Source organism: Sphaerisporangium fuscum (assembly GCF_018531465.1).
Taxonomy (GTDB): Bacteria; Actinomycetota; Actinomycetes; order Streptosporangiales; family Streptosporangiaceae; genus Sphaerisporangium; species Sphaerisporangium fuscum.
In genome coordinates, this window is the sequence record NZ_JAHDTF010000005.1 from 13,009 (window position 1) to 39,136 (window position 26,128).

The 26,128-nt window shown below is 71.0% G+C and carries 24 protein-coding genes and 1 pseudogene; 12 read left to right on the plus strand and 13 right to left on the minus strand.

Annotated elements, in window-relative coordinates; genetic code table 11:
- Positions 1-111 precede the first annotated feature (111 nt).
- Positions 112-222: pseudogene (locus KIK05_RS07380) on the plus strand (sigma factor-like helix-turn-helix DNA-binding protein); the annotation flags it as partial.
- Positions 223-273: 51 nt separating this feature from the next.
- Here KIK05_RS07380 and KIK05_RS07385 read toward each other — a convergent pair.
- The 8 genes from KIK05_RS07385 to KIK05_RS07420 form a co-directional block, all read right to left on the minus strand.
- On the minus strand, positions 274-1,071 hold the full coding sequence (locus KIK05_RS07385) for a hypothetical protein (RefSeq protein ID WP_214409832.1): 798 nt from the start codon (positions 1,069-1,071) through the stop codon (positions 274-276).
- A 129-nt stretch (positions 1,072-1,200) separates the two neighbouring features.
- Positions 1,201-2,055, minus strand: a complete 855-nt coding sequence (gene htpX, locus KIK05_RS07390; protein ID WP_214409833.1) for a zinc metalloprotease HtpX — start codon at positions 2,053-2,055, stop codon at positions 1,201-1,203.
- Positions 2,056-2,148: 93 nt separating this feature from the next.
- Positions 2,149-3,615: an NADH-quinone oxidoreductase subunit N gene (locus tag KIK05_RS07395; RefSeq protein WP_214409834.1), complete on the minus strand. Its 1,467-nt coding sequence runs from the start codon at positions 3,613-3,615 to the stop codon at positions 2,149-2,151.
- A 5-nt stretch (positions 3,616-3,620) separates the two neighbouring features.
- Complete coding sequence (locus tag KIK05_RS07400; protein ID WP_214409835.1) at positions 3,621-5,243, minus strand: complex I subunit 4 family protein; 1,623 nt, start codon at positions 5,241-5,243, stop codon at positions 3,621-3,623.
- Complete coding sequence (locus tag KIK05_RS07405; RefSeq protein ID WP_214409836.1) at positions 5,240-7,192, minus strand: NADH-quinone oxidoreductase subunit 5 family protein; 1,953 nt, start codon at positions 7,190-7,192, stop codon at positions 5,240-5,242. Before KIK05_RS07405 ends, KIK05_RS07400 begins: the two co-directional genes overlap by 4 nt.
- Complete coding sequence (gene nuoK, locus KIK05_RS07410) at positions 7,189-7,563, minus strand: NADH-quinone oxidoreductase subunit NuoK (RefSeq protein ID WP_308249797.1); 375 nt, start codon at positions 7,561-7,563, stop codon at positions 7,189-7,191. Before nuoK ends, KIK05_RS07405 begins: the two co-directional genes overlap by 4 nt.
- Position 7,564: 1 nt before the next feature.
- Positions 7,565-8,212: an NADH-quinone oxidoreductase subunit J family protein gene (locus KIK05_RS07415; protein ID WP_308249798.1), complete on the minus strand. Its 648-nt coding sequence runs from the start codon at positions 8,210-8,212 to the stop codon at positions 7,565-7,567.
- On the minus strand, positions 8,209-8,949 hold the full coding sequence (locus KIK05_RS07420; protein ID WP_214409838.1) for a 4Fe-4S binding protein: 741 nt from the start codon (positions 8,947-8,949) through the stop codon (positions 8,209-8,211). The genes KIK05_RS07415 and KIK05_RS07420 overlap by 4 nt, the downstream gene beginning before the upstream one ends.
- 520 nt (positions 8,950-9,469) lie before the next feature.
- Here KIK05_RS07420 and KIK05_RS07425 point away from each other — a divergent pair.
- The 3 genes from KIK05_RS07425 to KIK05_RS07435 are packed head-to-tail and all read left to right on the plus strand — an operon-like array spanning position 9,470 to position 12,875.
- Entirely contained in the window at positions 9,470-10,252 is a 783-nt protein-coding gene (locus KIK05_RS07425) for a ComEA family DNA-binding protein (protein WP_214409839.1), read from the plus strand.
- Between the two features lie 46 nt (positions 10,253-10,298).
- Positions 10,299-11,921: a serine/threonine-protein kinase gene (locus KIK05_RS07430; protein WP_214409840.1), complete on the plus strand. Its 1,623-nt coding sequence runs from the start codon at positions 10,299-10,301 to the stop codon at positions 11,919-11,921.
- Between the two features lie 9 nt (positions 11,922-11,930).
- Entirely contained in the window at positions 11,931-12,875 is a 945-nt protein-coding gene (locus KIK05_RS07435; protein ID WP_214409841.1) for an MBL fold metallo-hydrolase, read from the plus strand.
- 8 nt (positions 12,876-12,883) lie between these two features.
- On the opposite strand, the gene KIK05_RS07440 is transcribed toward KIK05_RS07435, so the two are convergent.
- Positions 12,884-13,480, minus strand: coding sequence for a TetR/AcrR family transcriptional regulator (locus KIK05_RS07440; protein WP_214409842.1), 597 nt, complete (start codon positions 13,478-13,480; stop codon positions 12,884-12,886).
- 108 nt (positions 13,481-13,588) lie between these two features.
- Between KIK05_RS07440 and KIK05_RS07445 the strand changes: the two genes are divergently transcribed.
- The 5 genes from KIK05_RS07445 to KIK05_RS07465 all read left to right on the plus strand — a co-directional run bounded on the left by KIK05_RS07445 (position 13,589) and on the right by KIK05_RS07465 (position 18,385).
- On the plus strand, positions 13,589-14,788 hold the full coding sequence (locus tag KIK05_RS07445) for an FAD-dependent monooxygenase (RefSeq protein ID WP_214409843.1): 1,200 nt from the start codon (positions 13,589-13,591) through the stop codon (positions 14,786-14,788).
- Between the two features lie 79 nt (positions 14,789-14,867).
- On the plus strand, positions 14,868-15,614 hold the full coding sequence (locus KIK05_RS07450) for an SDR family NAD(P)-dependent oxidoreductase (protein WP_214409844.1): 747 nt from the start codon (positions 14,868-14,870) through the stop codon (positions 15,612-15,614).
- A 170-nt stretch (positions 15,615-15,784) separates the two neighbouring features.
- On the plus strand, positions 15,785-16,045 hold the full coding sequence (locus tag KIK05_RS07455) for a hypothetical protein (RefSeq protein WP_214409845.1): 261 nt from the start codon (positions 15,785-15,787) through the stop codon (positions 16,043-16,045).
- 13 nt (positions 16,046-16,058) lie between these two features.
- Positions 16,059-18,056, plus strand: a complete 1,998-nt coding sequence (locus KIK05_RS07460; protein ID WP_214409846.1) for a hypothetical protein — start codon at positions 16,059-16,061, stop codon at positions 18,054-18,056.
- Complete coding sequence (locus tag KIK05_RS07465) at positions 18,053-18,385, plus strand: hypothetical protein (protein WP_214409847.1); 333 nt, start codon at positions 18,053-18,055, stop codon at positions 18,383-18,385. Before KIK05_RS07460 ends, KIK05_RS07465 begins: the two co-directional genes overlap by 4 nt.
- A 139-nt stretch (positions 18,386-18,524) precedes the next feature.
- Here the strand turns inward: KIK05_RS07465 and KIK05_RS07470 are convergent, their stop codons facing one another.
- From KIK05_RS07470 to KIK05_RS07485, 4 genes are read right to left on the minus strand one after another with little or no spacing between them, the layout of a single operon-like run.
- Positions 18,525-19,478 carry a complex I subunit 1/NuoH family protein gene (locus tag KIK05_RS07470; protein WP_214409848.1) on the minus strand — a complete coding sequence of 318 codons (954 nt, stop codon included), beginning with the start codon at positions 19,476-19,478 and terminating at the stop codon, positions 18,525-18,527.
- A complete protein-coding gene (locus KIK05_RS07475) occupies positions 19,471-20,094 on the minus strand; it encodes an NADH-quinone oxidoreductase subunit C (protein WP_214409849.1) in 624 nt (207 codons plus the stop codon). The genes KIK05_RS07470 and KIK05_RS07475 overlap by 8 nt, the downstream gene beginning before the upstream one ends.
- Positions 20,091-20,615 (minus strand): NADH-quinone oxidoreductase subunit B, encoded by a 525-nt coding sequence (locus tag KIK05_RS07480; RefSeq protein ID WP_443729117.1) that lies wholly within the window; start codon positions 20,613-20,615, stop codon positions 20,091-20,093. Before KIK05_RS07480 ends, KIK05_RS07475 begins: the two co-directional genes overlap by 4 nt.
- Positions 20,616-20,637: 22 nt before the next feature.
- A complete protein-coding gene (locus tag KIK05_RS07485) occupies positions 20,638-21,009 on the minus strand; it encodes an NADH-quinone oxidoreductase subunit A (protein WP_214409850.1) in 372 nt (123 codons plus the stop codon).
- Positions 21,010-21,231: 222 nt separating this feature from the next.
- On the opposite strand from KIK05_RS07485, the gene KIK05_RS07490 reads away from it, so the two are divergent.
- The 3 genes from KIK05_RS07490 to KIK05_RS07500 all read left to right on the plus strand — a co-directional run bounded on the left by KIK05_RS07490 (position 21,232) and on the right by KIK05_RS07500 (position 26,084).
- Positions 21,232-22,761, plus strand: a complete 1,530-nt coding sequence (locus tag KIK05_RS07490; protein ID WP_214409851.1) for a polysaccharide deacetylase family protein — start codon at positions 21,232-21,234, stop codon at positions 22,759-22,761.
- 418 nt (positions 22,762-23,179) lie between these two features.
- The gene (locus KIK05_RS07495; protein ID WP_214409852.1) at positions 23,180-25,033 is read left to right on the plus strand and encodes a 2-oxoacid:acceptor oxidoreductase subunit alpha; all 1,854 of its coding nucleotides are present in this window, start codon (positions 23,180-23,182) and stop codon (positions 25,031-25,033) included.
- A complete protein-coding gene (locus KIK05_RS07500) occupies positions 25,026-26,084 on the plus strand; it encodes a 2-oxoacid:ferredoxin oxidoreductase subunit beta (RefSeq protein WP_214409853.1) in 1,059 nt (352 codons plus the stop codon). Before KIK05_RS07495 ends, KIK05_RS07500 begins: the two co-directional genes overlap by 8 nt.
- Positions 26,085-26,128: the final 44 nt, after the last annotated feature.

Consider the following 26,128-nt stretch of genomic DNA (forward strand, 5'->3'; position numbering starts at 1 on the left):
GGGCGAGAGGAGAGCGAATGGATCGCTACGAGGGCTTCCGGGAGTTCGTGAACTCCCGGCAACGGGCGCTGATGCGGACGGCGTACCTGCTCACCGGAGCGGTTCTACGAGGACCTGTGCGTCCAGGAGACCGCGACGCTGCTCGGCTGCTCGGAGGGAACCGTCAAGAGCCAGACGAACCAGGCCCTGAGCAGGCTGCGGGCTCAACTGAGCCTCCCGTGACTTCAGGCTCGCGCTCGGTCTTGGACGACCGCGGCGCGAGCCGTACCGTGCTCAGCCGGGGTGGTCGCCCATGATCAGGAAGATGAGGCTCGCCAGCGCCGCGAGGCCGGCGGCCACGGCGATGCTGATCTTGACCGTGCTGTACGGCCGGTCGCCGAGGACCTCGCCGGTCCGTCCGTTGACGAGGAGCTGCCAGCTGCGGCCGTCGTGCAGGTAGGAGGCGATCCACACCGGGAGCAGGACCAGCCTGTGGGTGACGTCGGAGTAGCGGGTCTCGACGGTGCCGACCCGCTGCTCGTCGCCGCCGATGTCCCGGCGGCAGTCCTGCTCGATCTCCTTCGCCATCACCGTCTTCGCCCTCTCGAAGCCCTCCTCCGGGTCGAGGTCGGTGCCCAGGAGGTCGCGCCCCTCCAGGCGTTCCGGCTCGTACGGCACCAGGTGCTCCAGCGGCCACGGCTTCAGGCGGTCCAGCTGTTCGGGGGTGAGACGCAGTGTGGCGGCCACGAGGACGTCCTCGAATTCGCGCCACACCGTGCCGCTCGCCGACCGCCAGCGGGTCCTGCTGACCTGCCGCGTACGCGTCTGCTGCACGCCGTCGATCGTCTCGGTGTAGGTCTCGGTCTCCCAGTAGTGGTCGCCGCGCCGGCCCTCGTAGTCGGACTCGGCGCGGGCCGCGAAGATCCAGTGCGGCAGGTACGTCCCCCGTGGCGACTCGGCCCTGGTGACCTTCTTCAGGCTCGACGGTGCGAACCACCGGGAGGACACCCAGTGCCGCAGCGCCGTGTCCACGCCCTCCTGGTCGAGCTCGAATGGCAGCACGGCGTCGGGCGCGGCCTCGTGCTCTGGCATGGTGATCCCCGTCCCCAGCCGGTCGCGGGCGGCCCGGCCCTCACCGGCGCGACTGGGAAAACGCTAGCAAGTCATGTTTTACGGGGATTTACTTTTCGAATAAGTCCGAACAACGGGAAACCCCTGAATTCAGCGCCGGTAGCCGGCCATGCGCTCCAGGCGGGCGACCCGGGCGGCCGTGGACGGGTGGGTCGAGAACAGCCGTCCGACGCCGGCCCCGCGGAAGGGGTTGGCGATCATCAGGTGGGAGGTGGAGGTCAGCCGGCTCTCCTCGGGCAGCGGCAGCATCCGCGCCCCCATCTCGATCTTGCGCAGCGCCGAGGCCAGGCCGAGGGGATCACCGGTCAGCAGCGCCCCGGACTCGTCGGCCTGGTACTCCCGGGACCGCGAGATCGCCATCTGGATCATGCCGGCGGCGACCGGACCGAGGAACATCATCAGCAGCGCCCCGAAGAAGCCGGGCCCGTCCTCGTCGTCGGCCGAGCCGCCGAAGAAGACGGCGATGTAGCTGCAGTAGGTGATGATCGTGGCGAGCGCGGCGGCGACCGAGGAGATCAGGATGTCGCGGTTGTAGACGTGGGACAGCTCGTGGGCGACCACCCCCCGCAGCTCGCGCTCGTCGAGCATCTGCAGCAGGCCGTAGGTGACGCAGACGGACGCCCGGCGCGGGGTGCGGCCGGTGGCGAAGGCGTTGGGCTGGAGGGTCGGCGAGATGTAGAGGCGCGGCATGGGCTGGCGGGCGTCGGTCGACAGCTCGCGCACGATGCGGTACAGGGCGGGCTGCTCCACCTCGCTGACGGGCCGCGCCCGCATGGCCGACAGGGCGATGCGGTCGGAGAAGAAGTAGGCGACCGCGTTGGTCCCCAGAGCCACGACGACGGCGAGCCGCACCCCTGCGCCGCCTCCCAGCCACGCCCCGGCCGTAAGGATCAACGCGGACAGCGCGCCCAGAAGAACGGCAGTACGCAGGCCGTTGTTGTGCACGCTTCCCCCTCTCGGAACGCTGCGCTCCTCCTGGCAACGTTCACAGCCCACCCGAACGTTCCCCGCCCAGGTCAGGTGGCCCTCGACGGGGGATCAGCCGACGGCGGACAGGACCAGCTGCGGGGCGACGGAGAACGCCAGGGAGATCACCAGGGCCACCCCGATCGCGGCGGTCACCACGAGCGGACGGGCGGGGCGGCCGCCGGGCTCGGCCAGAGGTGAGGGGGTGAACAGCCGTGCCGTCCAGGCGATGTAGTAGTAGAGCCCGATGACCGTGTTGACCGCCATGACGACGGCCAGCCAGCCGGCGCCGCCCTGGACGATCTCCCGGAACACCACGACCTTCGCGAACAGCCCGGCCAGCCCCGGCGGCAGGCCCGCCAGGCACAGCAGGAAGAACGCCAGGGCGAGCGCGGGCACCGGGGCGCGGAAGGCCAGCCCCCGGTAGTCGTCCAGCTCGCCGCGCGCCCCCGCACGTCCGGCGAGCATCACCACGGCGAAGGCGCCCATGTTCATCGCCGCGTAGATCGCGAGGTAGGCGATGGACGCCGAGGCGGCCGAGCGGCCCGCCACGCCCAGCGGCGCCAGGATGTACCCGGACTGGGCGACCGACGACCAGGCGAGCAGCCGTACGGCGTGGCGCTGCCGCAGGGCCAGCAGGTTGCCCACGGTCATGGTGAGCGCCGCGAGGACGGCCACGACGGGCGTCCACACCGCCGCCCGGCCGGGGAGCGCCAGGGTCAGCAGGACGATGAGCCCGGCGAACCCCGCCGCCTTGGAGATCACCGAAAGCAGCGCCGCCACGGGGACGGGCGCGCCCTGGTAGACGTCGGCCGCCCAGAAGTGGAACGGCACGGCGGCCACCTTGAACGCGAACCCGGCGAGCACGAGCACGACGGCGACCGTGAGCACCCCGGCGGGCACCTCGCCGGCCGCGCCGGCCGCGCCGGACAGCCCGGCGGCGATGCGGTCGAGGTGGACCGAGCCGGTGAGGCCGTACAGCAGCGAGACGCCGAAGAGCATGACGGCGGTGGAGATCACCGACACCAGGAACAGCTTCAACGCCGCCTCCGACCCGCGCGGGTCGTACCGTTTGAGGCCGGCCAGCGCGAACACCGGGAGCGAGACCAGCTCCAGCGCGACCACCAGCATGATCAGGTCGCGGGAGGCCGGGAGCGTGACCGCGCCGGTGAGGGTGCACAGCAGCAGGAAGTACCACTCGCCGGGCGGGATGGTGCGCTCGGCGAGCTGGGCCCAGGAGAGCAGCACCACCACGACGGCGGCCGCGAGGACGACGCCGCCGAAGATCAGGGTCAGGCCGTCGACGACGAAGGAGCACGACAGCCGGTCCACGCAGAACGTCCGGGGGCGCGCCCCGGACGCGGCCTGCGCCACCAGGACCGCGAGCGCCGCGAGCACCCCGGCGAGCGCGACCAGGCCCAGCGTCGCGCGCGTACGGGCCGTGCTCGGCAGGAACGCGTCGAGGAGCAGGACGAGCCCGGCGGCCACCGCCAGGATGAGCGGCGCCGCGATCGCGCCGTAGTCGATCGACTGGGTCATCGGAGTCATCGCGCCCCCAGGAAGGCCTGGACGGCCGGGTCGGTCACGGCGAGCAGGGCCTTCGGCCACAGTCCCAGCGCCAGCGTCAGGACGACCAGGGGAGCCCAGGCGGCCAGTTCGTAGGCGGTCAGATCGCGCAGCGGGGCGGGTTCCTCACGTTCGGCCTGGACGACCGCCGCCTCGGTGGCGACCGGCTCCACCGGCGCCTCCTCCGGGGCCTCGGGCCCCTCCTCGACCTCCTCCCCCACGCGGACGCGCGGCGCCCCGGCCGGCTCGGTCACGGGCTCCTGGGGTCTGCCGTGGGTCACGCGGGACAGCATCAGCAGGAAGTACGCGGCGGTCAGCACCGTGCCGACGCCGCCGAGCGCCATGAAGACCAGGAACAGCGGCCGCGACAGCCCCGGCGCGGGATGGAAGGCCCCGAGCAGCGCGAGCATCTCGCCCCAGAACCCCGCCAGGCCGGGCAGCCCCAGCGAGGCCACGCACGCGAAGGTCAGCAGCGACCCGATGTAGGGCACGCGGGCGAGCATGCCGCCGCCGAGCCGGGACAGCCGCGAGGTGCCGTACCGCTCCTTGATGCCGCCCACGACGAAGAACAGCAGGCCGGTGATCAGACCGTGGGCGATGTTCCCGAACAGGGCGGCGTTCATGCCGACCGGCGTGAGCGTCGCCAGCCCCAGCAGCACGAACCCCATGTGGCCGACGGACGAGTAGGCGATCATGCGCTTGAGGTCGCGCTGCGCGAGGCAGGCCAGCGAGCCGTACACGATGCCGGCGACGGCGAAGGCGCCCAGCCAGGGGGCCAGCGTCGCGGCGCCCTGGGGGAGCACCGGGATGGCGATGCGCGCGAAGCCGTAGGTGCCCATCTTGAGCAGCACGCCCGCGAGCAGCACCGATCCGACCGTCGGCGCCTCGGTGTGGGCGGCGGGCAGCCAGGTGTGCAGCGGCCACATCGGCGCCTTCACCGCGAGGCCCGCGCCCACCGCGACGAACGCGAGCGCCTGCACCGCGCGGGACATGCCGGCGCCGTGCGCCGCGGCCAGCCGCACCATGTCGAGTGTGCCGGTGTGCGCCCAGATCAGCAGCAGGCCGAGGAGCAGGACGGCCGAGCCGAGCAGCGTGTAGAGGATGAACTTCACCGCCGCCGCCCGGCGGCCCGGGCCGCCCCACACGGCGATCACGAAGTACATCGGGATCAGCACGACCTCGAAGAACACGAAGAACAGCAGCAGGTCGAGCGCCAGGAACGTGCCGATCATGCCGACTTCGAGCACCAGCAGCGTGAACACCAGCGCGCGGAACCGGCCGCTCTCGGGCCGGTGACCGGCCAGGTAGAGGAAGCAGAGGAACGTCAGCAGAGCCGTCAGGACCACCAGCGGGAGCGAGATCCCGTCGAGGCCGAGGTGGAACCGCAGGTCCAGGCCGGGGATCCACGCCCGGTCCACCTCGAACTGCGCCCGCGCGGCCCGGCCGTAGTCGAACCTGGCGGCCACCACGAGCGCCGGCAGCAGCGTGACGCCGGAGACCACCGCCCCGTACCAGCGCCACCCCGCGGCCGCCGGGACGAGCATGAGCACCACCGCCCCGGCCAGGGGCACGGCGAGCAGCGCGATCAGCAAGGCGCTCATCCGAGCACCACCGCCCCGACGACGACGATGATCAGCCCGGCGAGGACTCCCGTCAGGTACAGCTGGGCGTTGCCGGTCTGCAGGCGGCGCAGAAGGCCCGAGGCGCCGAGGGCGAGGCCGCCCGAGCCGCGTACGGCGCCGTCCACCACCGTGTCGTCGGTACGGGCGACGGCGCCCGCCAGCCACAGGACCGGGGCGACGAAGATCCGGTGGTACACCGCGTCGACGTGGAACGCCCGCTCGCAGGGCGCGCGCAGCGGCCCGAGCACGCGGGCCGGGTCGGCGGCGGGATCGGCGCGCCAGGACGCGTAGACGACGCCGGCCCCGAGCAGCGCCACGACCAGGCTGATCGCCGCTGTCGACCATTCGATCATCGTGGTCGCCCCCGCGAAGCCCAGGAGCAGCGCGGGGACGGCCAGCACTCCGATGGGCCAGAGCATCGACGCCGGAGCCTCGCGGCCGTCCCACACGTGCGCGACACCGGGCTCGGGCTCGGGCAGCGGGACGCTCTGGACGCGGCTGTCGCCGAAGAACGTACGCAGCCAGGCGCGGGTGGCGTACGCGCCGGTCACCGCGACCGTCAGCAGCGCGCAGCCGTACAGCAGCCAGGCGGCGGCGTCGGTGAGCGGCGCCTGCCGCACGGCGGCGTGCTCGATGGCGGCCAGCACGGCGTCCTTGCTGAAGAACCCGCTGGCCGGGGGCAGCCCGATGAGGGCGGCGAAACCGATGGTCATGGCGGGGAAGGTGATGGTCATCGTCCGCCGGAGCCCGCCCATGTCACTCATCAGGTTGGAGCCGACGGCGTGGATCACCGCGCCCGCGCACAGGAACAGCAGCGCCTTGAAAGCCCCGTGCGTGAGCAGGTGGAAGATCGCCGCCTGGTCGGATCCGGCGGCGAGCGCGCCGGCCATGTACGCGAGCTGGCTGATCGTGGAGTAGGCGAGGACCCGTTTCAGGTCGTCCTGGGCGAGGGCCGCGAGCGCGGCGCCGAGCATGCCGAGGGAGGCCATCACCGCAAGCGCGTCCAGGGCCGGCCGGGCGCCGAGGAACGCCGGGTACAGCCGGGCGACCACGAAGATGCCCGCGGCGACCATCGTGGCGGCGTGGATGAGCGCGCTGATCGGCGTGGGGCCCGCCATGGCGTCGGGCAGCCAGGTGTGCAGCGGCACCTGCGCGCTCTTCCCGGCGACGCCGAACAGCAGCAGCAGCGTCGCGGCGACCAGCGTGCCGGTGGACATGCGGGGCACCTGCGCGAGCACGTCGTCGATCCGGAAGCTTCCGGCGGCGGCGCCCAGCGTGAACACGCCGAACAGGAAGCCGACGTCGCCCGTGCGCGTCACCAGGAAGGCCTTGACCGCCGCCCGGGAGTTCGCGCGGTCCTCCCACCAGTGCCCGATCAGCAGGTAGGAGCACAGGCCCATGACCTCCCACCCGACGTAGAGCACCAGCAGGTCCCCCGCGTACACCACCAGCAGCATGGCGCTGGTGAACAGGCTGATGAAGGCGCTGTAGGAGGGGTAGCGGGGCTCCTCGCGCATGTACCCGACCGAGTACACCTGCACGGCCAGCGCGACCACGGTCACCAGGACGGCGACCAGGGCGGCCAGGCCGTCCACCCGGAGGCCGGCGGTGACGGGGACGGAGCCGGTGCGGATCACCGTGATCGTGCCCTCGACGACGCCGGGGAGGCCGCCGGCCCAGAACCCGGGGCCGTACGACGCCTGGCCGCGCGGCAGGGCCCCGCCCGCCCACAGGTAGGCGAGCAGCCAGACCGCCAGCGCGGCCGACACGGCGGTGGGCAGCACGGCGATCCAGGCCGCCCTGCGGTGGGCCGCCCGCGAGATCGTCCCCGGTGGCTCGGCGTCGCCCCAGGTCCGCCGGGTGGCGAGCAGCCCGGCCGCCGCGCCCAGGAACGGCAGCAGCACCACCGCCCCCGCCGCGCCCGTCATGGCGCACCGTCCCCGGCCCGTACCCGCTCGCCCGTGGAGGCTCCGGAGGGTGGGCCGTCCCCGCGCGGCTCGGCGAGGTCGTGGATGCGGTCGATCTCGACCGTGCGCCGGTTGCGGAACACGGCGAGGACGATCGCCAGCCCCACCCCGAGCTCGGCGGCGGCGATCACGATGACGAACAGCGTCAGCACCTGGCCCCCGTGGAGCCGGTCCCTGAGCCACACGTCGAACGCGACGAGGTTGATGTTGACCGCGTTGAGCATCAGTTCCACCGACATCAGCACGAGGATCGTGTTGCGCCGGGCGAGCACGCCGTACACGCCGATCGAGAACAGCAGCGCGGCGAGCACGGCGGGGTAGACGACGTGCACGTCAGTCCTTTCCGCCGATGGGGGTGCGGGAGGAGTGGTCACCGCCGGGGTCCGGGCGGGACGGGTCGTCGGCCGGGCTCTTCGGCCCGGCATCCGTGCGTGGGCCGGCCGGGCTCTTCGGGCCGATGTCCGTGCGCGAGAGGACGATGGCGCCGATCAGCGCGGCGAGCAGGAGCACCGACAGCACCTCGAAGGGCAGCACCCAGTTCCTGAAGATGCTCGCCCCCAGCGGCTCGGCGGCTCCCTCGCCGGGCACCAGTGGCGCGTAGGCGGTGCGGAAGCCGTCGACCACGGTGGTCACCAGGACGGCCGCGGTCGCCACGGCGACCACCAGGGCGGCGGCCCTGTTCCCCGAGTCGAGGCCGGTGGAGGGACCGATCGGCGCGCGGGTCAGCATGAGGCCGAACAGCAGCAGCACGACCACGGCGCCGACGTAGATCAGCACCTGGACCCAGGCGACGAACTCGGCGGTGAGCACCAGGTAGCATCCGGCCAGCGCGCCGAACGACACGACGAGCCACAGCGCCGCGTGCACGATCTGGCGGGTGGTGACGACCAGCAGCGCCGACCCGGCCACCACCACTCCAAGCAGCAGGAAGACGACCTCCTGCCCGGTGGGCGGCCACAGGGGCGGCGCTGCGAGCGTCACGACTCCTCCACCGATCCAGGCGATTGCGGCGGTTCCGGTGATCCTTCCGTACCCCGAGCCGGTGCCGTACCCCCCGGAGTGCCGGGTTTCTTCGGCAGCGCGCCGGGAGGACGGATGGCGCGGACGGCGGCCCGGCCGGTGCCCGTTCCGGGCCTTCGCTCGGGGCCGGGCGGCGCCTGCCGCGCCGCGCCCGGCTCGGCCTCCGCCGCGGGCTCCTCCTGCGCGTCCGGAGGCCGTTCCGCCGGCTCCGGTCGCGCGGGACGTGGCGGGGCGGGGCGCTCACGAGCGGGACGGGCGGGGCCACGGGAGGCGGCCAGTTCCTTGGGAGGCTCCGCGTTCGGATCGTGGGCGGGCGGGATCGGGATGGTCTGCACCCACTCGCCCAGCTTTTCCTTCTCGTGGATCAGGTCTCTGATGTCGTGCTCGGCGTACTCGAACTCCGGCGACCAGAAGAGCGCGTCGAAGGGGCAGACCTCGATGCAGATCCCGCAGTACATGCACAGCGAGAAGTCGATCGCGAACCTGTCGAGCACGTTGTGCGCACGCGGGCGGCCGCCCTCGGGTGCCGGGGTCGTCTCCTTGTGGGAGTCGATGTAGATGCACCAGTCGGGGCATTCCCTGGCGCACAGCATGCAGACCGTGCAGTTCTCCTCGACCAGGGCGATGACCCCCCGGCTGCGGGCGGGCAGATCGGGCTTGACCTCGGGGTACTGCTGGGTGTCCGCCCTGTTCAGCATGTGTCGCAGGGTGACGGCCAGTCCCTTCGCGAGCCCTTCTCCTGGTATACGAGCCACGGCTCAACATCATGGCGCACAAGGGCGCTGTCGTGAATGCGTGGGCCGGTCCCACCCTCCGGTTTTCCACAATCATCACGATTTTTGGGGAGTAATCGGCAATGAGGTGTGGTCCTTCCGGCCGATGCGGCGGGGTAAGGGAGGCCGTATTCTTCGCCCTATGCACCCGACCAACGGCCACGGGGGCCCGGGATCGGGGCCACAGGGAGGCCCCTCCCAGAACCCCGGTGATCCGAACGGCCCCACCGCTCCACGGCCGCGCCAGACGGGCAGGCCGTTGCCGGGCCGTACGCCGGCCGCGTCCTCCGGGCACGAGCATGGAGGCCCTCCTCGCCCGGACCAGGCGCCTCCGTTCGCCGGGCGACCCGGCCCCGGGTACAGCGACCGGCCCGGTCCCGGGCGGGACCGCCCGCCGCAGCGGGGCTGGGCGGGGTCCGACGACGACCTGCGGCACGCCCCGCCGATGCCTCCTCCCCCCGACCTGCACGGGCTGACGCCGTACAACCGGCCGGTTCCGGGGCCGTACGGTCCCCGGCACCCCGGGGAGCACGCGGGCCCCATGCCGCCGCGCCCGCCGTTCCAGCCGCACCTCCCGCCACCCCCGCCGAAGCCGGACGGCGGCCCCGCGAGCGTGCTGTGGGCGCTGGCCCCCTTGCTGACCTGCGGCGCGGCGACACCGTTCACCATGGGCTACGCGGCGGCGAAGCTGCGCAGCGTGATGCTGGGCCTGTCCGCGGCGATCTACGCCATCGGCATGCTCTCCTTCGTCCTCGCGGTCGCGACCGACGGTGGACCGGCGGAGAAGCTGTTCGAGGTGCTGACCTTCCTCGGGTCGGGCGGCAGCGCGGTCGTCGGGACGATCCACTCCTTCATCATCCGCAACCAGGTCTTCGACCGGTCCGAATCCCCCAACGACTACGCCGTCGCCATCGCCCAGCAGCGCCGCGAGCTCAGGCAGCAGGCTCGGGAGCTGGCCGAGCGCGACCCGGCGCTGGCCCGCGAGCTGCGCATCGGGCGTCCCGACCTGCCGCGCCACTACGACGACGGCGGGCTGGTGGACATCAACCACGCGCCGGCCGAGGTGATCGCCCACCTCCCCGGGATGACCAGGGAGCTGGCGCAGCGCGTGGTGGAGGCGCGGGCGAACGTCGGCGGCTTCATCTCTCCGGAGGACGTCTCCATCGCCGTCGACCTGCCGCCCCAACTCACCGCCGACCTGGTAGAGCTCACCATTTACCTACCCTGAGCCGGAAAACATGCGCAATGAGGTCTAGCTCCGTAAAGTTCGCGATATGCAGCTAGCCAGGCCATCCTCGTCCAACACCGCGGTCAGCATCGTTTGGGCACTGGCTCCGCTGTTCACCTGCGGCGTCGCCACGCCGTTCACCATGGGGTACGCCGCCTACCGCCGGCGCGCCCCGGTGCTGGCCGTCGCCGCGCTGCTGTACTTCCTCGGGCTCTTCGTCCTCTTCGTGTCCTTCGCGGCCTACAGCGACGTGGAGCGGATGCCCGACGGGGTGGCCGTCCTCGTCGTCCTCGCCCTGTTCACGAACTGGATCGGCGGGCTCATCCACTCGCTCGCGATCCGTTCGATGGTGTTCGCGCCCCGGCCGGTGCCGCAGGGGTCGTTCCCGCAGGTCCAGCCGCCGCACGCCTACCCGCAGGCCCCCTATCGGCAGGCGTCCTACCCGCCCCGCCAGGCGCCCGCGCCGTATCCGGACCCGCGGCGGCCCGGCCCCGTCCCGCGGGGGCACCCGCACACCGTGCCGCAGGACCGGCAGCCCTCGCGGCCGTACCCGCAGCCGGCCCCGCCACAGCACGGGCCGTACGACCAGCGTCCACGGCACGGGCAGTGGCCGCCGCAGGACCCGCGGCAGACCCCCCAGCCCCATCCGGGCCCGGCCCACACCCCGAACCCCGCCCACACCTCGGGCCCGGCCCGCGTGCCGGATCCCACCCTCGGCGCCCGCCCCACCCCCACCCACGTCATGGGCCACACCGGGACCTCCAGCCCGGGCAACACCTACCCGTCACAGGCGGGGCAGGGCATGTCCCACGGGTCCGGCTCGGGGAGCACGCCCGCCGGTCTGCGCAACTCCTCGACGCTGCCCACGCAGACGCCCGCACCGCTCCCCAAGGGTGAACCCGACCAGATCGGGCCCTACCGGCTCATAGGAAGCCTCGGGCAGGGCGGTCAGGGCGCGGTGTACCTGGGCGAGACCCCCGACGGCGCGCGGGTGGCCATCAAGGTCCTGCACGCCCGGCTGGCCGCCGAGACCGGGGCCCGGCAGCGGTTCCTGCGCGAGGTCGAGGCGGCCCGGCGGGTCGCGCCGTTCTCCACCGCACGCGTGATCGACGCCGACATCTCCGACGACCGCCTGTTCATCGTCAGCGAGTACGTCGAGGGTTCCTCGCTGGAGCAACTCGTCCGCGAGCAGGGGCCGCGCGGGCACGACGGGCTGGTACGGCTCGCGCTGGGCACCGTCGGCGCGCTGGCCGCCATCCACCGCGCCGGCATCGTGCACCGCGACTTCAAACCGAGCAACGTGCTGATCGGCTCCGACGGACCGCGCGTGGTCGACTTCGGCATCGCCCGCGTGCTGGACAACGCCACCGCGACCTCCAGCGGCGTGCTCGGTACCCCCGCCTACATGTCGCCCGAGCAGGTCTCGGGCGAGCGTGTCGGCCCCGAGTCCGACGTGTTCAGCTGGGCGGCCACCATGGTGTTCGCCGCCACCGGGCGTCCCGCCTTCGGCGAGGACAACATCGCGGCGGTGTTCCACCGCATCTTCACCCAGCAGCCCGACCTGTCGGCGCTCCCGAGCTCCCTGGCCCAGGTCGTCGGCAGGTGCCTGGAGAAGCGCCCGGAGAACCGGCCCACGGCGTCCGACGTGATGCTCGCGATCGTGCACTAGGAGTCAGACATGCAGCAGGCGGGCCGGTCCTCGGTCGACATGGCGCAACTGCGGGAAGTGGTCCCCGGTGTGCTCGCATGGGAGCAGCCCGACGGATCCTGGTGGCTGAACAACGCCGGGGTGGTCACCGGGGACGACGGGTGCGTCGTGATCGACACGTGCGCCACCGAGGAGCGCACGCGGCGGTTCCTCGCGGCGGTGGCCCAGGCCACCGGCGACGCCCCGCTGCGCATGGCCGTGAACACCCACCAGCACGGCGACCACGCCTACGGCAACAGCCTGCTGCCGGCGTCCACCGTGATCTTCGGGCACGAGGCCATGCGAGAGGGCCTGCTCACCGACCCGATCATCGACGGCTGCCCGCCGATCTGGTCGCCGGTGCCCGACTGGGGAGGGGTGACCCGCCGCGTGCCGGCCGTCGCCGTGCGCTCGGAGGTCACGCTGTTCACCGGAACGCGCAGGGTGGAGCTGCGGCATCCGGGGTTCCCCGCCCACACCACCGGCGACCTCGTCGCCTGGCTGCCGGAGGAGCGGGTGCTCTTCACCGGCGACCTGATCTTCCACGGGCTCACGCCGCTGGTGTTCATGGGCTCGGTGGAGGGAGCCCTGCGGTCGCTCTCGTGGCTGGCCTCCTTCGAGCCGGCGCACATCGTGCCCGGCCACGGCCCGCTCTTCACGGCCGAGGCACTGCCGGACGTCCTCGCGGCCCACGAGCGTTACTACTGGCTGGTCCTGAACACCGCGAAGGAGGGCCGCGCGAAGGGGCTGACACCCCTGGAGGCCGCCCGCGGGTGTGATCTCGGGGAGTTCGCCGCCTGGGCCGACCGGGAGCGGCTGGTGCTCAACCTCCACCGCGCCTACCTGGACGCCGAGGGGGCCGGCGAACTGGACCTGCTCCAGGCGTTCGGCGACGCCATCGCCTACAACGGCGGCCCGCTCCCGACGTCGGTCTGACCCTGCCGCTACGCGCCCGCGCCCGTCCCCACGAGGCCGGGCGCGAGGCCGCGCAGGGCCTGAAGGAGGTCGCGGGCACTCGGGGCGGTCTCGGGGTCCACGAGCCACTGTGACGCCGTGCCGATGAGCATCGACTGGTAGAGCGCGCCGATCGCCTGCGCCTGCTCGTCGTCGGCGCCGAGGCCGAAGTCGCCGAAGAGGCCGACCAGGCCGAGGCGGGCCTGCCGTACGGACTCGGCGAAGGTCTGCCGCAGTTCGGGCACCTTCTGGAGCTGGGCGATCACCTCGAACTGGAGCGTCCACAGCGGGCGGTTCTCGGAGAAGGACCGGACGACGGCCCTCCACGCCGCCTCGAACCGCTCCTCCGGCGTGGCCTGCGGGTCGGCCTCCATGGCGAGGCTGCGGCCGAGCTCTTCTCCCCATTCCTTCATCGCCTCCTGGAAGGCGGCGTTGAGCAGCGCTTCCTTGGATCCGTAGTGGTAGCCGATGGCGGCGAGGCTGACGACGCCCGAGGCCGCGGCGATGTCGCGCGCGGTCGTGCGGGCGTACCCCTTCTCGTACAGGCACCGCTTGGCACCGGCGAGCAGATCTTCGCGATTTCCCATGCCTGGGAGTCTACCTATGTCTCATACGTTTGTCTTGCACATTTGTATGATACATCTGTACTATTCCTGGCATCGGGCGAACAGCGCCCACGGAACAGGGGAGACACCATGAGCAACGCCAACGTCCTGATCTCCGGCGCCGGCATCGCCGGGACGGCCCTGGCCTACTGGCTCCGCCACCACGGCTTCAACCCGACCGTGGTGGAGCGCGCGCCGGCCCTGCGCGACGGCGGCTACAAGATCGACATCCGGGGGGCGGCACTGGAGGTGGTCGACCGCATGGGCATCCTGGAGCAGGTCCGCCGCGAGCGCACCGACGTCCAGGGCGCCTCGGTCGTCGACGCGAGCGGCCGGCGGGTGGCCGCGATGGACGGCGACACCTTCGGAGGCCGCGAGGGCGGCGACGCCGAGGTGCTGCGCGGCGACCTGAACCGCATGATCTACGACCTCACCGAGCGCGAGGTGGAGTACCTCTTCGGCGACTCGATCGCCTCGCTCACCCAGACGGCCGACGGAGTGCACGTGACCTTCGAAAGCGGCGCCTCCCGCATCTTCGACCTGGTCGTGGGCGCCGACGGGCTGCACTCCGTCACCCGGGCGCTGGCCTTCGGCGACGAGAAGCAGTTCGTGCGCGACCTCGGCCACTACGTCTCGATCTTCAGCGTGCCGAACCACCTGAACCTCGACCGGTGGGAGCTGACCTACGTCTCCCCCGCCAGGACGGCGCTGACCTACAGCACCGCCAAGGACACCGGCGCCAAGGCGATGTTCCTGTTCGCCGCGCCGCCCCTGTCGTACGACCGGCGCGACCGGGCCCAGCAGCAGAGGATCCTGGCCGACGCCTACGCCGGGGAGGGCTGGGAGGTGCCGCGGATGCTCGACGGCATGGCCGACGCCCCCGACTTCTACTTCGACTCGATCAGCCAGGTGCAGATGGACCACTGGTCGAAGGGCAGGGTCGTGCTGGTCGGGGACGCCGCCTACTGCGCCTCGCCCGCCTCCGGACAGGGCACCAGCCTCGCCCTGGTCGGCGCGTACGTGCTCGCGGGCGAGCTCGCCGCCGCCCACGGCGACCACGCGGCCGGGCTCGCGGCCTACGAGCGGGAGATGCGGCCGTTCACCGAGGCGAACCAGAAGCTCGGACCGGCGAACATCAAGCGCATGGTGCTGCGGAGCAGGGCGCAGGTCTGGATGTCCATGAAGATGCTCGCGCTGATGGACCGCATGCCGGGCAAGGAGCGCATGATGGCCAAGGTCGTCGAGCCGATCCACAAGGCGGCCAACGCCATCACGCTCAAGAACTACTGACGATCTCGACGCGCGGACCGTTCACCGGCAAACTCATCCTGCAATCAAATCTGCCCAAAGCACATCGAAGGGGATCACGATGGAGCAGAGACGCGTGGTGGTGTCCGGCGGGGGCACGGGAATCGGGCTGGCGACGGCGGAGGCGTTCGCCGCGGACGGCGACCAGGTGGTCATCATCGGACGGCGGGCGGAGGTGCTCGCCGAGGCCGCCGCCAAGCTGAACAGCGCCCACGGCGCCGACCTGGTCACCCCGGTCACCGCCGACCTGTCCGACCCGCGGCAGGCCCAGGCCGCGGTCGAGGCGATCGCCCTGCGGGGCCCCGTCGACGTCATCGTCACCAACGCCGGCGGCAACGTCGCCTGGGGGCACGACGGCACGCTGACCGGCATCGCCGACTCCTACCGCCGCAACTTCGAGGCCAACGTGCTCACCGCGGTACTTCTCACCGAGGGCCTCCTGCCGTACCTGAGGCGGCCGGGCGGCCGCATCGTGCACCTGTCGTCGATCGCGGCGCTGCGCGGCCCGGGATCGTACGGCGGATCCAAGGCCGCCGTGAACGCCTACACCTTCGACCTGGCCGCGCGGCTCGGGGCCGAGGGGATCACGGTGAACGCGGTGGCGCCCGGCTTCGTCGCCGACACCGAGTTCTTCGGCGACCGGGCGACCCCGGAGTTCGTGCGGTCACGCGTCGGCCAGACCCTGACCGGCCAGCCCGGCACCCCACCCGAGATCGCCGCCGCGATCAAGTACCTCGCCTCCCCCGAGGCCGCCTACATCACCGGCCAACTCCTCCACATCAACGGCGGAGCCATGCTGGGCCGCTGACCACGGCCCCGGCGACCGCCTGCGATGTTCCCGGAACGAGCATCGAGCGGTGATGCCGCATTTCCGGACGCAGAAGCCTGGTGAGCCGACAAGCCTTGACTTAGGTTTACAGGCGGCGCCTGCCGCATCACGGCGTCCCGGCCCGATCACCTGGAGGGAGGCAGTCGACCATGGCATCATCCGAGGTGGCGCAGTGCCAGGCGGACATGGCTGTGACCGCCAAGCTGGTCGACGACATCCTCGACGCGCTCAGCGCGGTGCCCGCGATGTTCGGAGACCAGACATGGCAGGGGCCGCCCGCGGACGAATGGGCCGCCGACTGGTCCGCACGAAAGAATCAACTGGCCACCTTGCTCCACGCCGTCCTGGCCGAGCAGCCCCGCCTGATCGCACGTGCGGAGGAAGCAGAACGCCGGAAACTCGCGTCATAGGGGGAGGGGCGAAATGGGGGAGTTCGTCGGAGTCGACCCAACGAGGCTCCAAGAGTTGACCCGCCGGCTGGAACGCCTGCACACCGTACTGGCTCAGCACGCCCCGGCGGTCCGGCAGAAGATGCAGAAGTGGGACAGCGACCTCGACTTCGGCCCGCTGCCCCGCCTGATCGGCCAAGCGCTGGACGACGTCAGAGACATGGAAGCACGCGTCTCCAGGGCACACGAACTGGCACGAGAAAAGGGCTGGACCCCTTTCGGCGGAGCACCCGGCAGCGCTCTGCTCCCCTTCGAGCAGACGCCCCCACCAACCGTCCAGCTCGACTGGGCCACCACCGGGCAGAGCGGCTACCAGGCGAAACAGGACGTCAAGGCGCTGGCAGCGGCCCTCGCGACCAAAGACCCCGAGCAGGCGCGGATCGGCATGTCCCTCCTGCCGGACCACCTGGCACGACACCTGGACGACAAGGCCTACCTCGCCGCCTTCTGGGCGGAAGCGGGCCCGGCGGCGCTCCAGGCGGCGCGTGTCCTTCTCAACCGGAAGGGCATGACGCTGTTCAGCGCCGACAGCGCGAGCATCCTTCGTGCGCTTGGCGCGTCCCTGGCCGCCGCCACCCGGATGCACCGCGGCACCGGCAAGGACAGCCGCCCCCTGCTGTCCGACGAGGCGCGTGCAGCGATCACGAAGAGCTCCGACCCGTGGTCCGCAGGCATGCTGTTCAAGTACGGCCCCGACGGCAAAGCCTGGGACTCCCACTTCCTTGCCGACGTCACCCGTTCCATGCTCGCCGCGAGAGCCGCCGGAAAGATCGAGATTCCGACGCCGGCCTGGGCGAGCAACGATGCCCTGGAAACCGCAACCCGCTATGCCGGCGCTCCAAAGCTGTGGGCGGAGTTCGACCCGGTGATCGCGGTCATGGATCGGGCGAGCCAGAACGGACAGGCGGCACGCCACGTGCTCGGCGATCCCTCTTCGGGGTTCACGTACGCAAAGATGCTGGTCAACGACGACTGGCTTACGAAGGGCAGCAGTACGGCGCCGTTCGCTCGCTTCGCCCGTGGATCCGTCCCGGAAACACTCAACGATCAAGTGGACTTGAGCTCCCACGTCGGCGATTTCCTCAAGGCCGCCGTGTCCGCCCCACGGGGCTCCTCAAAGGACGCCAACGAGTCCGCATGGTCGGTGATCAACATCGTCAGGGCGACCTCCGACTTTTCCAAGCTCCACCCCGGAACCGTCCTCCCCCACGACATTCGCAGATCCCTCATCTTCACCACCGACCGCTACCTCCCTGACTTCGCCGCCGGAGCGACCAAGGCCTACGGTTCGGGGGTCGTGCCCATGGGAGAAGCGAAGGGGAACCCGTGGATCGCCGTCATTGACGGCAGGGAACTCTCGACCTTCTTCGACCAGGCGCTTCACGACCCGAAGGAATTCGGGGCTTTCAAAGGGATGCTGGACGCACGCATATCCACAGCCGTCGCCGCGACCGTCAAAGACTCTTCAGATGCGAACTACCTCGCCGAGATGGCACGTCTTTACGGTCTGATCGAACGCATAGAACGTGATCGGAACTTCGCCGAAGGCCAACTGAAAGACGAGCAGGCAGCCCGTAACCAGACCGCTCTCGCCGCACTCACGGGCGGATTCGGGGCACTCAGCTTCCAGAACGCCTGGGGGCCGGGGGTCATCACACAGTTCCTGACCGGTTCGGCGACGCCGTACGCCAGCGAGATGTTCGATACCGACAACGCCCTCAAAGCACTGAAAGAGAACGCGGACGCCTTCAGAGAGCAGGTTTTTCACGTCGAAATCCCAGTCATCCAGGGGCTGATCAATGCCGGCGTCCTGCATCCCCCCAAGGACGCGACCTGGGTCAGGAACGGCCGCCTCGCTCCCGATCCTGCCTTCACGGCATGGCTCAGCCAGCACGCGGAGACGGAATATGGTGGTAGAAAACTCACCGAATGGGTGACAGAAGCCCAGCAGGCCATGAGGTTACAGCAGTGAGCCGTACGAGCCGCAGATACCTGACGCTCATCAGCGTGATGGTGCTCCTCGCGGGCTGCAACGAGTCAGACAAGCAGCAGCCGGACGACGACTTCGCGCGGCGTGGTCCAGCGCTCGTGGCCGTGATGCAGTGCTTCATCGATCACCGTTTGATCCCAGATAGCGAGCTTCAGGGGCGCTCCTGGCTGGTCGACGGGAAGATTCAGCCGAACCCGGGCTTCAGCGCCTGGACGGCCACCCACCGCGACACCGTCTACCAAGGCAGGACCCTGGACACATGGGAGAACGAGGCAACAGCCGCCTGGCCCAACTGGAAGTGCCCACTCTGAAGGTTTCCGGCGGCTCATAGCCTTCATGGGCCGCACGCCAGCGCTCACAGGCTGCGGCTCCAGTCGTTGAGCCTCGCCCTGGTCGCCGCGTACGTGCTCGCGGGCGAGCAGCACGAGCCCGGGCCGGCGGATACGAGCGTCAGCCCGCGAGCACCTTGATCACGCCGGTGAGGGCCAGTTGGAGGAGGGCTAGGGGGACCAGGGCGACCCAGGCGAGTTTCTGCAGCTGGTCGGCGCGGAAGCGGGGGAAGCTGACGCGGACCCAGATGACCACGAAGGCCAGGGCGAAGATCTTGATCAGGGTCCAGACGGGGCCCGGGAGCAGGGGCCCCCGCCATCCTCCGAGGAACAGCACGGCCGTCAGCGCCGACAGCACCACGATGCCGACGTACTCCGCCAGCATGAACAGCGCGAAACGCATGCCGGTGTACTCGGTCATCGGGCCCATGATGATCTCGGACTCGGCGATGGGCATGTCGAACGGCGGCCTGCGCAGCTCGGCCAGGCCCGCGAGGAAGAACACCACCGCGCCGATGGCCTGCCACGGCAGCCACCACCACCGCCAGGCCTCGACGATGCCCGGCAGCGAGAGTGTGCCCGCGGCCATGGCCACCGAGGACGCGGCGAGCACCAGCGGCAGCTCGTACGACATGAGCTGGGCGGCCGCGCGCATCCCGCCGAGCACGGAGTACTTGTTGGCCGACGCCCAGCCCGCCATGATCGATCCGAGCACGCCCACGCCCATCACGGCGAGCACGAAGAACAGCCCCACGTCGAGGTCGGTCCCGAACAGTCCCGGCCCGACCGGGATGACGATCATGACGACGAGGTACGGCAGCAGCCCGACCGCCGGCGCGAGCGAGAACACCCGCCGGTCGGCCGCGGCGGGGATGACGTCCTCCTTCTGCGCGAACTTCACCCCGTCGGCGATGAGCTGGGCCCAGCCGTGGAAGCCCCCGGCGTACATCGGGCCGAGGCGGGACTGCATGTGGGCCATGGCCTTGTGCTCGGTCTGCCCGACGATCAGCGGCAGCGTCAGGAACGCGATGACGATCACGATCAGGCGCAGCGCGACGTCGAGCACCTCAGCCATCGCCGTCCTCTTTCGCTGGGGGGCGCACGGCGCGGGGGCCGCGCACGGGGGGCGGGGTGGTCTGCTGCGGGCCCCAGTCGGCGGGGACGCCGGGTGGCAGGGTCTTGCGGCGGCTCGGCGACCCCTGCCCGGACTCGCCGGGCTCCTTGGCGCCCGGCCAGGGCTTGGCGACCCGGGCGGCCAGCACGAAATCCTTGCGCAGCGGGTACCCCTCGAACCCTTCCGGCAGCAGCAGCGGCACCAGGTGGGGGTGCCCCTCGAAGATCACGCCGAACATCTCGAAGGTCTCGCGCTCGTGCCAGTCGGCGCCGCGGAAGACGCCGGTGGCACTCGCCAGGCGAGGGTCCTCGCGGGGCACGCGCGTGCGCAGGAGCAGATGGGCGTGACGCATCGGGTCGTAGAGGTGGGCGACCACGCCGAAGCCGTCCGGCGGCTCGTCGACGCCGGTCAGCCAGTCGAAGAACTCGCACCCGAGGCCGTCGCGGGCGAAGGTGAGCAGGTCGATCCAGTCGGCGGGGGCGATGTCGACGGTGATCTCGCCGAACGACTCCGACACCCCGGCGCGCGGGCCGTACCGCTCCTCGATCGCCGCCTTGAGGCGGTCGTCCGCGGTCACGGCCGCACGCCCGGCTCGCCGGCGTACCGGTCTTCGAGCGACTCGGCCGCGATGCGCTCCTGGAGCTTGGTGATGCCGTACAGCAGGGCCTCGGGCCGGGGCGGGCAGCCGGGGACGTAGACGTCGACCGGGATGATCTGGTCGACGCCTTTGGTGACGCAGTAGGAGTCCCAGTAGGGACCGCCGGAGTTGGAGCAGGCGCCGAAGGAGATGACGTACTTCGGGTCGGGCATCTGCTCGTAGAGGCGCTTGACGGCGGGGGCCATCTTGTCGGTCACGGTGCCAGAGACGATCATCAGGTCGGCCTGCCTGGGCCCGTTGGCGAACGGGATCACGCCGAACCTGATGAAGTCGTGGCGGCTCATCGACGTGGCGATGAACTCGATCGCGCAGCAGGCCAGCCCGAAGTTGAACACCCACAGGGAGTAGCGCCGCCCCCAGTTGAGGATGAACCGCATGGGTTTGGGGGCGAGCCGTGACACCGGCCCCACGGTGGGCATCGGGAGATCGCTGACGGCCATGTGAGCCATTCTCCCCTCTTCGTCACGTCCAGGCGAGTACGCGCTTGCGCCAGGCGTACAGGATGCCGATGCCGATGAAGCCCAGGAAGACGAACATCTCGACCAGGGTGGTCATGCCGAAGCCCGGCGCGGCGAAGACCGTCGCCCAGGGGAACAGGAAGACGGCGTCGACGGCGAACACCACATACAGGTAGGTGAAGACGTAGTAGCGGATCTGCGACTGCGCCCATCCCTCTCCCACCGGGTCGACGCCGCATTCGTACGTCAGGAGCTTGTCGGGGGTGGGGCGGCTGGGGCGCAGGAGGCGGTTGGCGAGCAGGGCACCGGCGACGATGGCGAGGCCGATCAGGAGGAGTACGGCGACGACCAGGTAAGAACCGAAATATCCGTTCATACAGCCCTTCCTCCGCTGGCCCCGGTTGCGGCCGGCCCAGGCCGCCGACGCCGCACCACGCTACGCGCCCGGTCCGGCCCCGGTTCCCGGCCTGACGGGGCGGCTGGGAGCGACCGGAAATCGCTTTCCGTCATGCAGGCACTACCCGTCGCAGCCAAAAGCCAGTCTCTCATCCCGCCAAATACGAGTAAATCCATCTATGCCGTACCTAGTCTGTCAAGCATGCCGCGCCTGTTCGTTTTCCTGGGGATCGCGCTGCTTGTCGCGATCTCAGCCGGGTGCGGCCTCCCTCTCCCCTTCACCCGCGACGAGCAGCCGACGACCCTTCCGGCGCAGCCGACCACGATCAACTTCGTCGACCCCACGTCCGTCCCCGGCCTGGCGGTGCGGACGGTCTCCAGCGGCGACACCCCCGCCGGCGGGCAGGGCGACGACTTCGCCGGGCGCCACATCTTCGCGAGCTATCCGGTGCCGCCCTCCACCCCGGCCCTCGCCCGCAAGCTCAGCGCGGTGACCGCCGCGTTCATCAACGCCTTCGCCCGCCAGACCGCGCGGCGGCCGGCCACCGCGCCGGTCCCCGAGCTGAACGTCGGCTGGCACATCACGGCGGCCTCCGGCGGCGTCTTCGGGGTGCGGCTGCGCAGCGGCTCCGACACCGGGAGCGGCTGGCACAGCTCCCTGAGCACGTACTGGTACGACACGGCCGCCCGCCGCGTCCAGGACTCCGCCGGGCTGCTGAAGGACCGCACCGCGCTCACCACGCTGGCCGGCCTGGTGAAGAAACACCTGTCGGTCCTCGGCCCCGCGATGCACGTGAGCGTCGTCAAGGCCGAGCACGCCCTGTTCGACTCCCTGAACTTCAACCCGCACGGCGACCTGGTGGTGGAGTTCGACGACGGCCAGGTGGCCCCCGCCCGGATGGGCCGGATAGCGGTCGCCGTACCCAAGGCGCAGGCCGTGCCGCTGCTGTCGGACCTCGGCCGGCGCGCCATGGAGGCGGTCGACTCCGCCACGCCGGACCGGCTCCCCGGCCGGCCTCCCACCATGGCCGCCCCCACCCCCTGGGACGGGGGCGCGGCGAGCAGGCGCGGGAACGGCCCCGGCGGGGAGCAGACCGGCGGCGCGCTCGACTGTTCCGTCACCAAGTGCGTCGCGCTCACCTTCGACGACGGCCCCGGCCCTCGGACCGGGCGGCTGCTGTCGGTCCTTGCCGCCCACGACGCCCACGCGACCTTCTTCACCGTGGGCGCCACCGCCGAGGCGTACCCGGGACTGCTCCAGCGGATGGCCGCCGAGGGGCACCTGGTGGCCGACCACTCCTGGACGCACCGCGACCTGACCGGCCTGGACGCCCACGAGATCTCCGAGGACCTGGGCCGCAGCCAGATCGCGATCGGCCGGGCGACCGGTTACGCGCCGACGCTGGTGCGGATGCCGTACGGCCGGGCGGACGCCAAGGTGTCGGCCGAGGCGCGGCGGCTCGGCCTGTCGATCGTCGGGTGGGATCTCGACGCGGGCGACGCGGCGGGCGACGCTCCCGGCACCGTCGCCGAGCGGGTGATCGACCACGTGCGGCCGGGCTCGATCGTCCTGATGCACGACACCGGCTCCACCAGCACCGCCGACGCCCTCCCGCAGGTGCTGCGGACCCTGACCGCCCGCGGCTACACCTTCGTGACCGTCCCCGAGCTGTACGGCGCGCGGGGGATGGCGCCGGGCCAGGTCTACACCGGCGGGCCCGGCCGGGGCTGACGCGGCTGGGGTGAGGCGCTGGGAGCCTGACTCGGGAGGGACATATAGTTAGTCAGCGTGACCCGAAACGTGCTCTTCTCCCGCTTGCACGTTGACCTGTGCAGGCTCGCCGCGGGGCTGTGTATCAGGAGCCGTTTCCGGTCGTGACCCCACCCTCGAGCGCCCCTCGAGCAGGTGTCGTCACCATCGCCTTGCCCGGGCCACCCCCGGCCCGGCGCACCCACCGTGGAGTCACGGGCGTCTGCCTCCGGGCGGCCCGCGGTCCGGCCTGACAGAAACGCAGCGGTCGCCGGCGACACAGGTCACACCTGTTCGACGCGCATGCGTAAAGAAGCCCGCACAGCCCCAAGGGATCTAGCATGGAAATGTATACGTGCCACGAGCGACGGCGCCCAGACGCGTCGAGGAGGACCGAGCTGTGACCAAGCAGGTTCAGCAACTCGACCGCGTGATCATTCGCTTCGCGGGCGACTCCGGCGACGGCATGCAGCTGACCGGTGATCGCTTCACGGCGGAGACCGCGGAGTTCGGGAACGACCTGTCCACCCTGCCCAACTTCCCCGCCGAGATCAGAGCCCCCGCAGGCACGCTCCCCGGCGTGTCCAGCTTCCAGCTGCACTTCGCCGACCACGACATCCTCACCCCCGGCGACGCGCCGAACGTCCTGGTCGCGATGAACCCCGCCGCCCTGAAGGCCAACCTCGGCGACCTGCCCCGCGGCGCCGACGTGATCGTCAACACCGACGAGTTCACCAAGCGCAACCTGCAGAAGGTCGGCTACGCCGAGAGCCCCGTCGACGACGGCTCGCTCGGCGAGTGGCGCGTGCACGCCGTCCCCCTCACCTCGCTGACGGTCAAGGCGCTCGAGGGTTTCGACATCTCCAAGAAGGACGCCGAGCGGGCGAAGAACATGTTCGCGCTCGGCCTGCTCTCCTGGCTGTACCACCGGCCGACCGAGGCGACGATCAAGTTCCTCGAGAGCAAGTTCGCCAAGAAGCCCGACATCGCCAAGGCCAACATCGCGGCCTTCCAGGCCGGGTGGAACTACGGCGAGACCACCGAGTCGTTCTCGGTGTCCTACGAGGTCAAGCCCGCCAAGCTGGCCCCGGGCCTCTACCGCAACATCTCCGGCAACCAGGCCCTGGCGTACGGCCTGATCGCCGCCTCCGTGCAGACCAAGCTGCCGCTGTTCCTCGGGTCCTACCCGATCACCCCGGCCTCCGACATCCTGCACGAGCTGTCCAAGCACAAGCGGTTCGGCATCCGCACCTTCCAGGCGGAGGACGAGATCGCGGGCGTGGGCGCGGCCCTCGGCGCGGCGTTCGGCGGCGCCCTCGGCGTCACCACGACCTCCGGCCCGGGCGTCGCGCTGAAGGCCGAGACGGTCGGCCTCGCGGTGGCCACCGAGCTGCCGCTGATCGTGGTCGACGTCCAGCGGGCCGGTCCCTCGACGGGCATGCCGACCAAGACCGAGCAGACCGACCTGCTGATGGCTCTGTACGGCCGCAACGGCGAGTCGCCGGTACCGGTCGTGGCGCCCTCGACGCCGTCCGACTGCTTCCATGCGGCGCTGGAGGCGGCGCGCATCGCCACGAAGTACTGCACGCCGGTCATGCTGCTGTCCGACGGCTACCTCGCCAACGGCTCCGAGCCGTGGCGCCTGCCCGAGATCGACGAGCTGCCCGACCTGTCGGTCGAGTTCACCGTGACGCCGAACGGCGACGACGGCGAGACCTACCTTCCGTTCAAGCGCGACCCGCAGACGCTGGCGCGCCCGTGGGCGATCCCCGGCACGCCGGGCCTGGAGCACCGCATCGGCGGCATCGAGAAGGCCGACGGCACGGGCAACATCTCCTACGACCCCAACAACCACGACCTCATGGTCCGGCTCCGTCAGGCGAAGATCGACGGCATCGCGCAGGACATCCCGCCGCTGGAGGTCGACGACCCCGAGGGCGACGCGCGCGTGCTCGTCATCGGCTGGGGCTCGACGTACGGGCCGATCGCCGCGGCGGTGCGGCGGGTGCGCAAGAGCGGCGTGAAGGTCGCCCAGGCCCACTTCCGTCACCTCAACCCGCTGCCGGCCAACACCGGCGAGGTGCTGAAGTCCTACGACAAGGTGCTGCTGCCGGAGATCAACCTCGGCCAGCTCGCGCTGCTGCTGCGGGCGCGCTTCCTGGTCGACATCATCAGTTACAACCGGGTTCGCGGCCTTCCCTTCAAGGCCGAGGAGCTGGCCGGAGTGATCCAGGACGTGATCGACAGTGAGTGAGACGGCGACCAACGGGCTCAACGGCGCGGGGCTGGCGCTCGTCCCCCGCACGACCGACAAGCAGACCCTCAAAGATTTCAAGAGCGACCAGGAAGTCCGCTGGTGCCCGGGCTGCGGCGACTACGCCATCCTCGCCGCCGTGCAGAGCTTCCTGCCCGAGCTCGGGCTCAAGCGCGAGAACATCGTGTTCGTCTCGGGCATCGGCTGCTCGTCCCGGTTCCCGTACTACCTGAACACCTACGGGTTCCACTCGATCCACGGCCGGGCCCCGGCGATCGCCACCGGCCTGGCCGCCTCCCGTCCCGACCTGTCGGTGTGGGTGATCACCGGTGACGGCGACGCGCTGTCCATCGGCGGCAACCACCTGATCCACGCGCTGCGCCGCAACATCAACCTGAACATCCTGCTGTTCAACAACCGGATCTACGGGCTGACCAAGGGGCAGTACTCCCCGACCTCCGAGATCGGCAAGATCACCAAGTCGACGCCGATGGGCTCGCTCGACAAGCCGTTCAACCCGATCTCGCTGGCCATCGGCGCCGAGGCGAGCTTCGTGGCCCGCACGATCGACTCCGACCGCAAGCACCTGCAGTCGGTGCTGCGCGAGGCGGCGGCCCACCGCGGCACGAGCCTGGTCGAGATCTACCAGAACTGCAACATCTTCAACGACGGCGCCTTCGACCAGCTGAAGGACCCCGAGATCCGCGACGACATCACGCTGCGCATGGAGCACGGGCAGCCGATCGTGTCCGCCTCCAAGGCGGTGCGCCGGTCCCCCGGCGGCGGCATCGAGGTCGTCGAGCGGGCGGGCCTGCCGGAGGAGGAGATCCTCGTCCACGACGCGCACGCCGCCGACCCGTCGCTGGCGTTCGCGCTGTCGCGGCTCGACGAGCCGGCGTTCGAGCACGTGCCGATCGGCATCTTCCGCTCGGTCGACCGCCCGTCGTACGACCAGCGGATGGCCGAACAGCTCGACGAGGCCGTCGCCCAGCGCGGCCCCGGGCAGCTCGCCGACCTGCTGCGCGGCGGCGACACCTGGCGCGTGGGCTGACGAGACCATGAGGAAGGCCCGCACGCGTTTCGCGTGCGGGCCTT

Coding starts and splice junctions, on each gene's coding strand:
- KIK05_RS07420 (WP_214409838.1), bottom strand. CDS start 8,949: ATGCTGAACAGGGCGGACACCCAGCAGTACCCCGAGGTCAAGCCCGAT.
- KIK05_RS07425 (WP_214409839.1), top strand. CDS start 9,470: ATGCCTCCTCCCCCCGACCTGCACGGGCTGACGCCGTACAACCGGCCG.
- KIK05_RS07455 (WP_214409845.1), top strand. CDS start 15,785: ATGGCATCATCCGAGGTGGCGCAGTGCCAGGCGGACATGGCTGTGACC.
- KIK05_RS07490 (WP_214409851.1), top strand. CDS start 21,232: ATGCCGCGCCTGTTCGTTTTCCTGGGGATCGCGCTGCTTGTCGCGATC.
- KIK05_RS07440 (WP_214409842.1), bottom strand. CDS start 13,480: ATGGGAAATCGCGAAGATCTGCTCGCCGGTGCCAAGCGGTGCCTGTAC.
- KIK05_RS07435 (WP_214409841.1), top strand. CDS start 11,931: ATGCAGCAGGCGGGCCGGTCCTCGGTCGACATGGCGCAACTGCGGGAA.
- KIK05_RS07385 (WP_214409832.1), bottom strand. CDS start 1,071: ATGCCAGAGCACGAGGCCGCGCCCGACGCCGTGCTGCCATTCGAGCTC.
- KIK05_RS07400 (WP_214409835.1), bottom strand. CDS start 5,243: ATGAGCGCCTTGCTGATCGCGCTGCTCGCCGTGCCCCTGGCCGGGGCG.
- KIK05_RS07470 (WP_214409848.1), bottom strand. CDS start 19,478: ATGGCTGAGGTGCTCGACGTCGCGCTGCGCCTGATCGTGATCGTCATC.
- KIK05_RS07405 (WP_214409836.1), bottom strand. CDS start 7,192: ATGACGGGCGCGGCGGGGGCGGTGGTGCTGCTGCCGTTCCTGGGCGCG.
- KIK05_RS07445 (WP_214409843.1), top strand. CDS start 13,589: ATGAGCAACGCCAACGTCCTGATCTCCGGCGCCGGCATCGCCGGGACG.
- KIK05_RS07430 (WP_214409840.1), top strand. CDS start 10,299: ATGCAGCTAGCCAGGCCATCCTCGTCCAACACCGCGGTCAGCATCGTT.
- KIK05_RS07480 (WP_443729117.1), bottom strand. CDS start 20,615: ATGGCCGTCAGCGATCTCCCGATGCCCACCGTGGGGCCGGTGTCACGG.
- KIK05_RS07460 (WP_214409846.1), top strand. CDS start 16,059: ATGGGGGAGTTCGTCGGAGTCGACCCAACGAGGCTCCAAGAGTTGACC.
- KIK05_RS07395 (WP_214409834.1), bottom strand. CDS start 3,615: ATGACCCAGTCGATCGACTACGGCGCGATCGCGGCGCCGCTCATCCTG.
- KIK05_RS07485 (WP_214409850.1), bottom strand. CDS start 21,009: ATGAACGGATATTTCGGTTCTTACCTGGTCGTCGCCGTACTCCTCCTG.
- KIK05_RS07450 (WP_214409844.1), top strand. CDS start 14,868: ATGGAGCAGAGACGCGTGGTGGTGTCCGGCGGGGGCACGGGAATCGGG.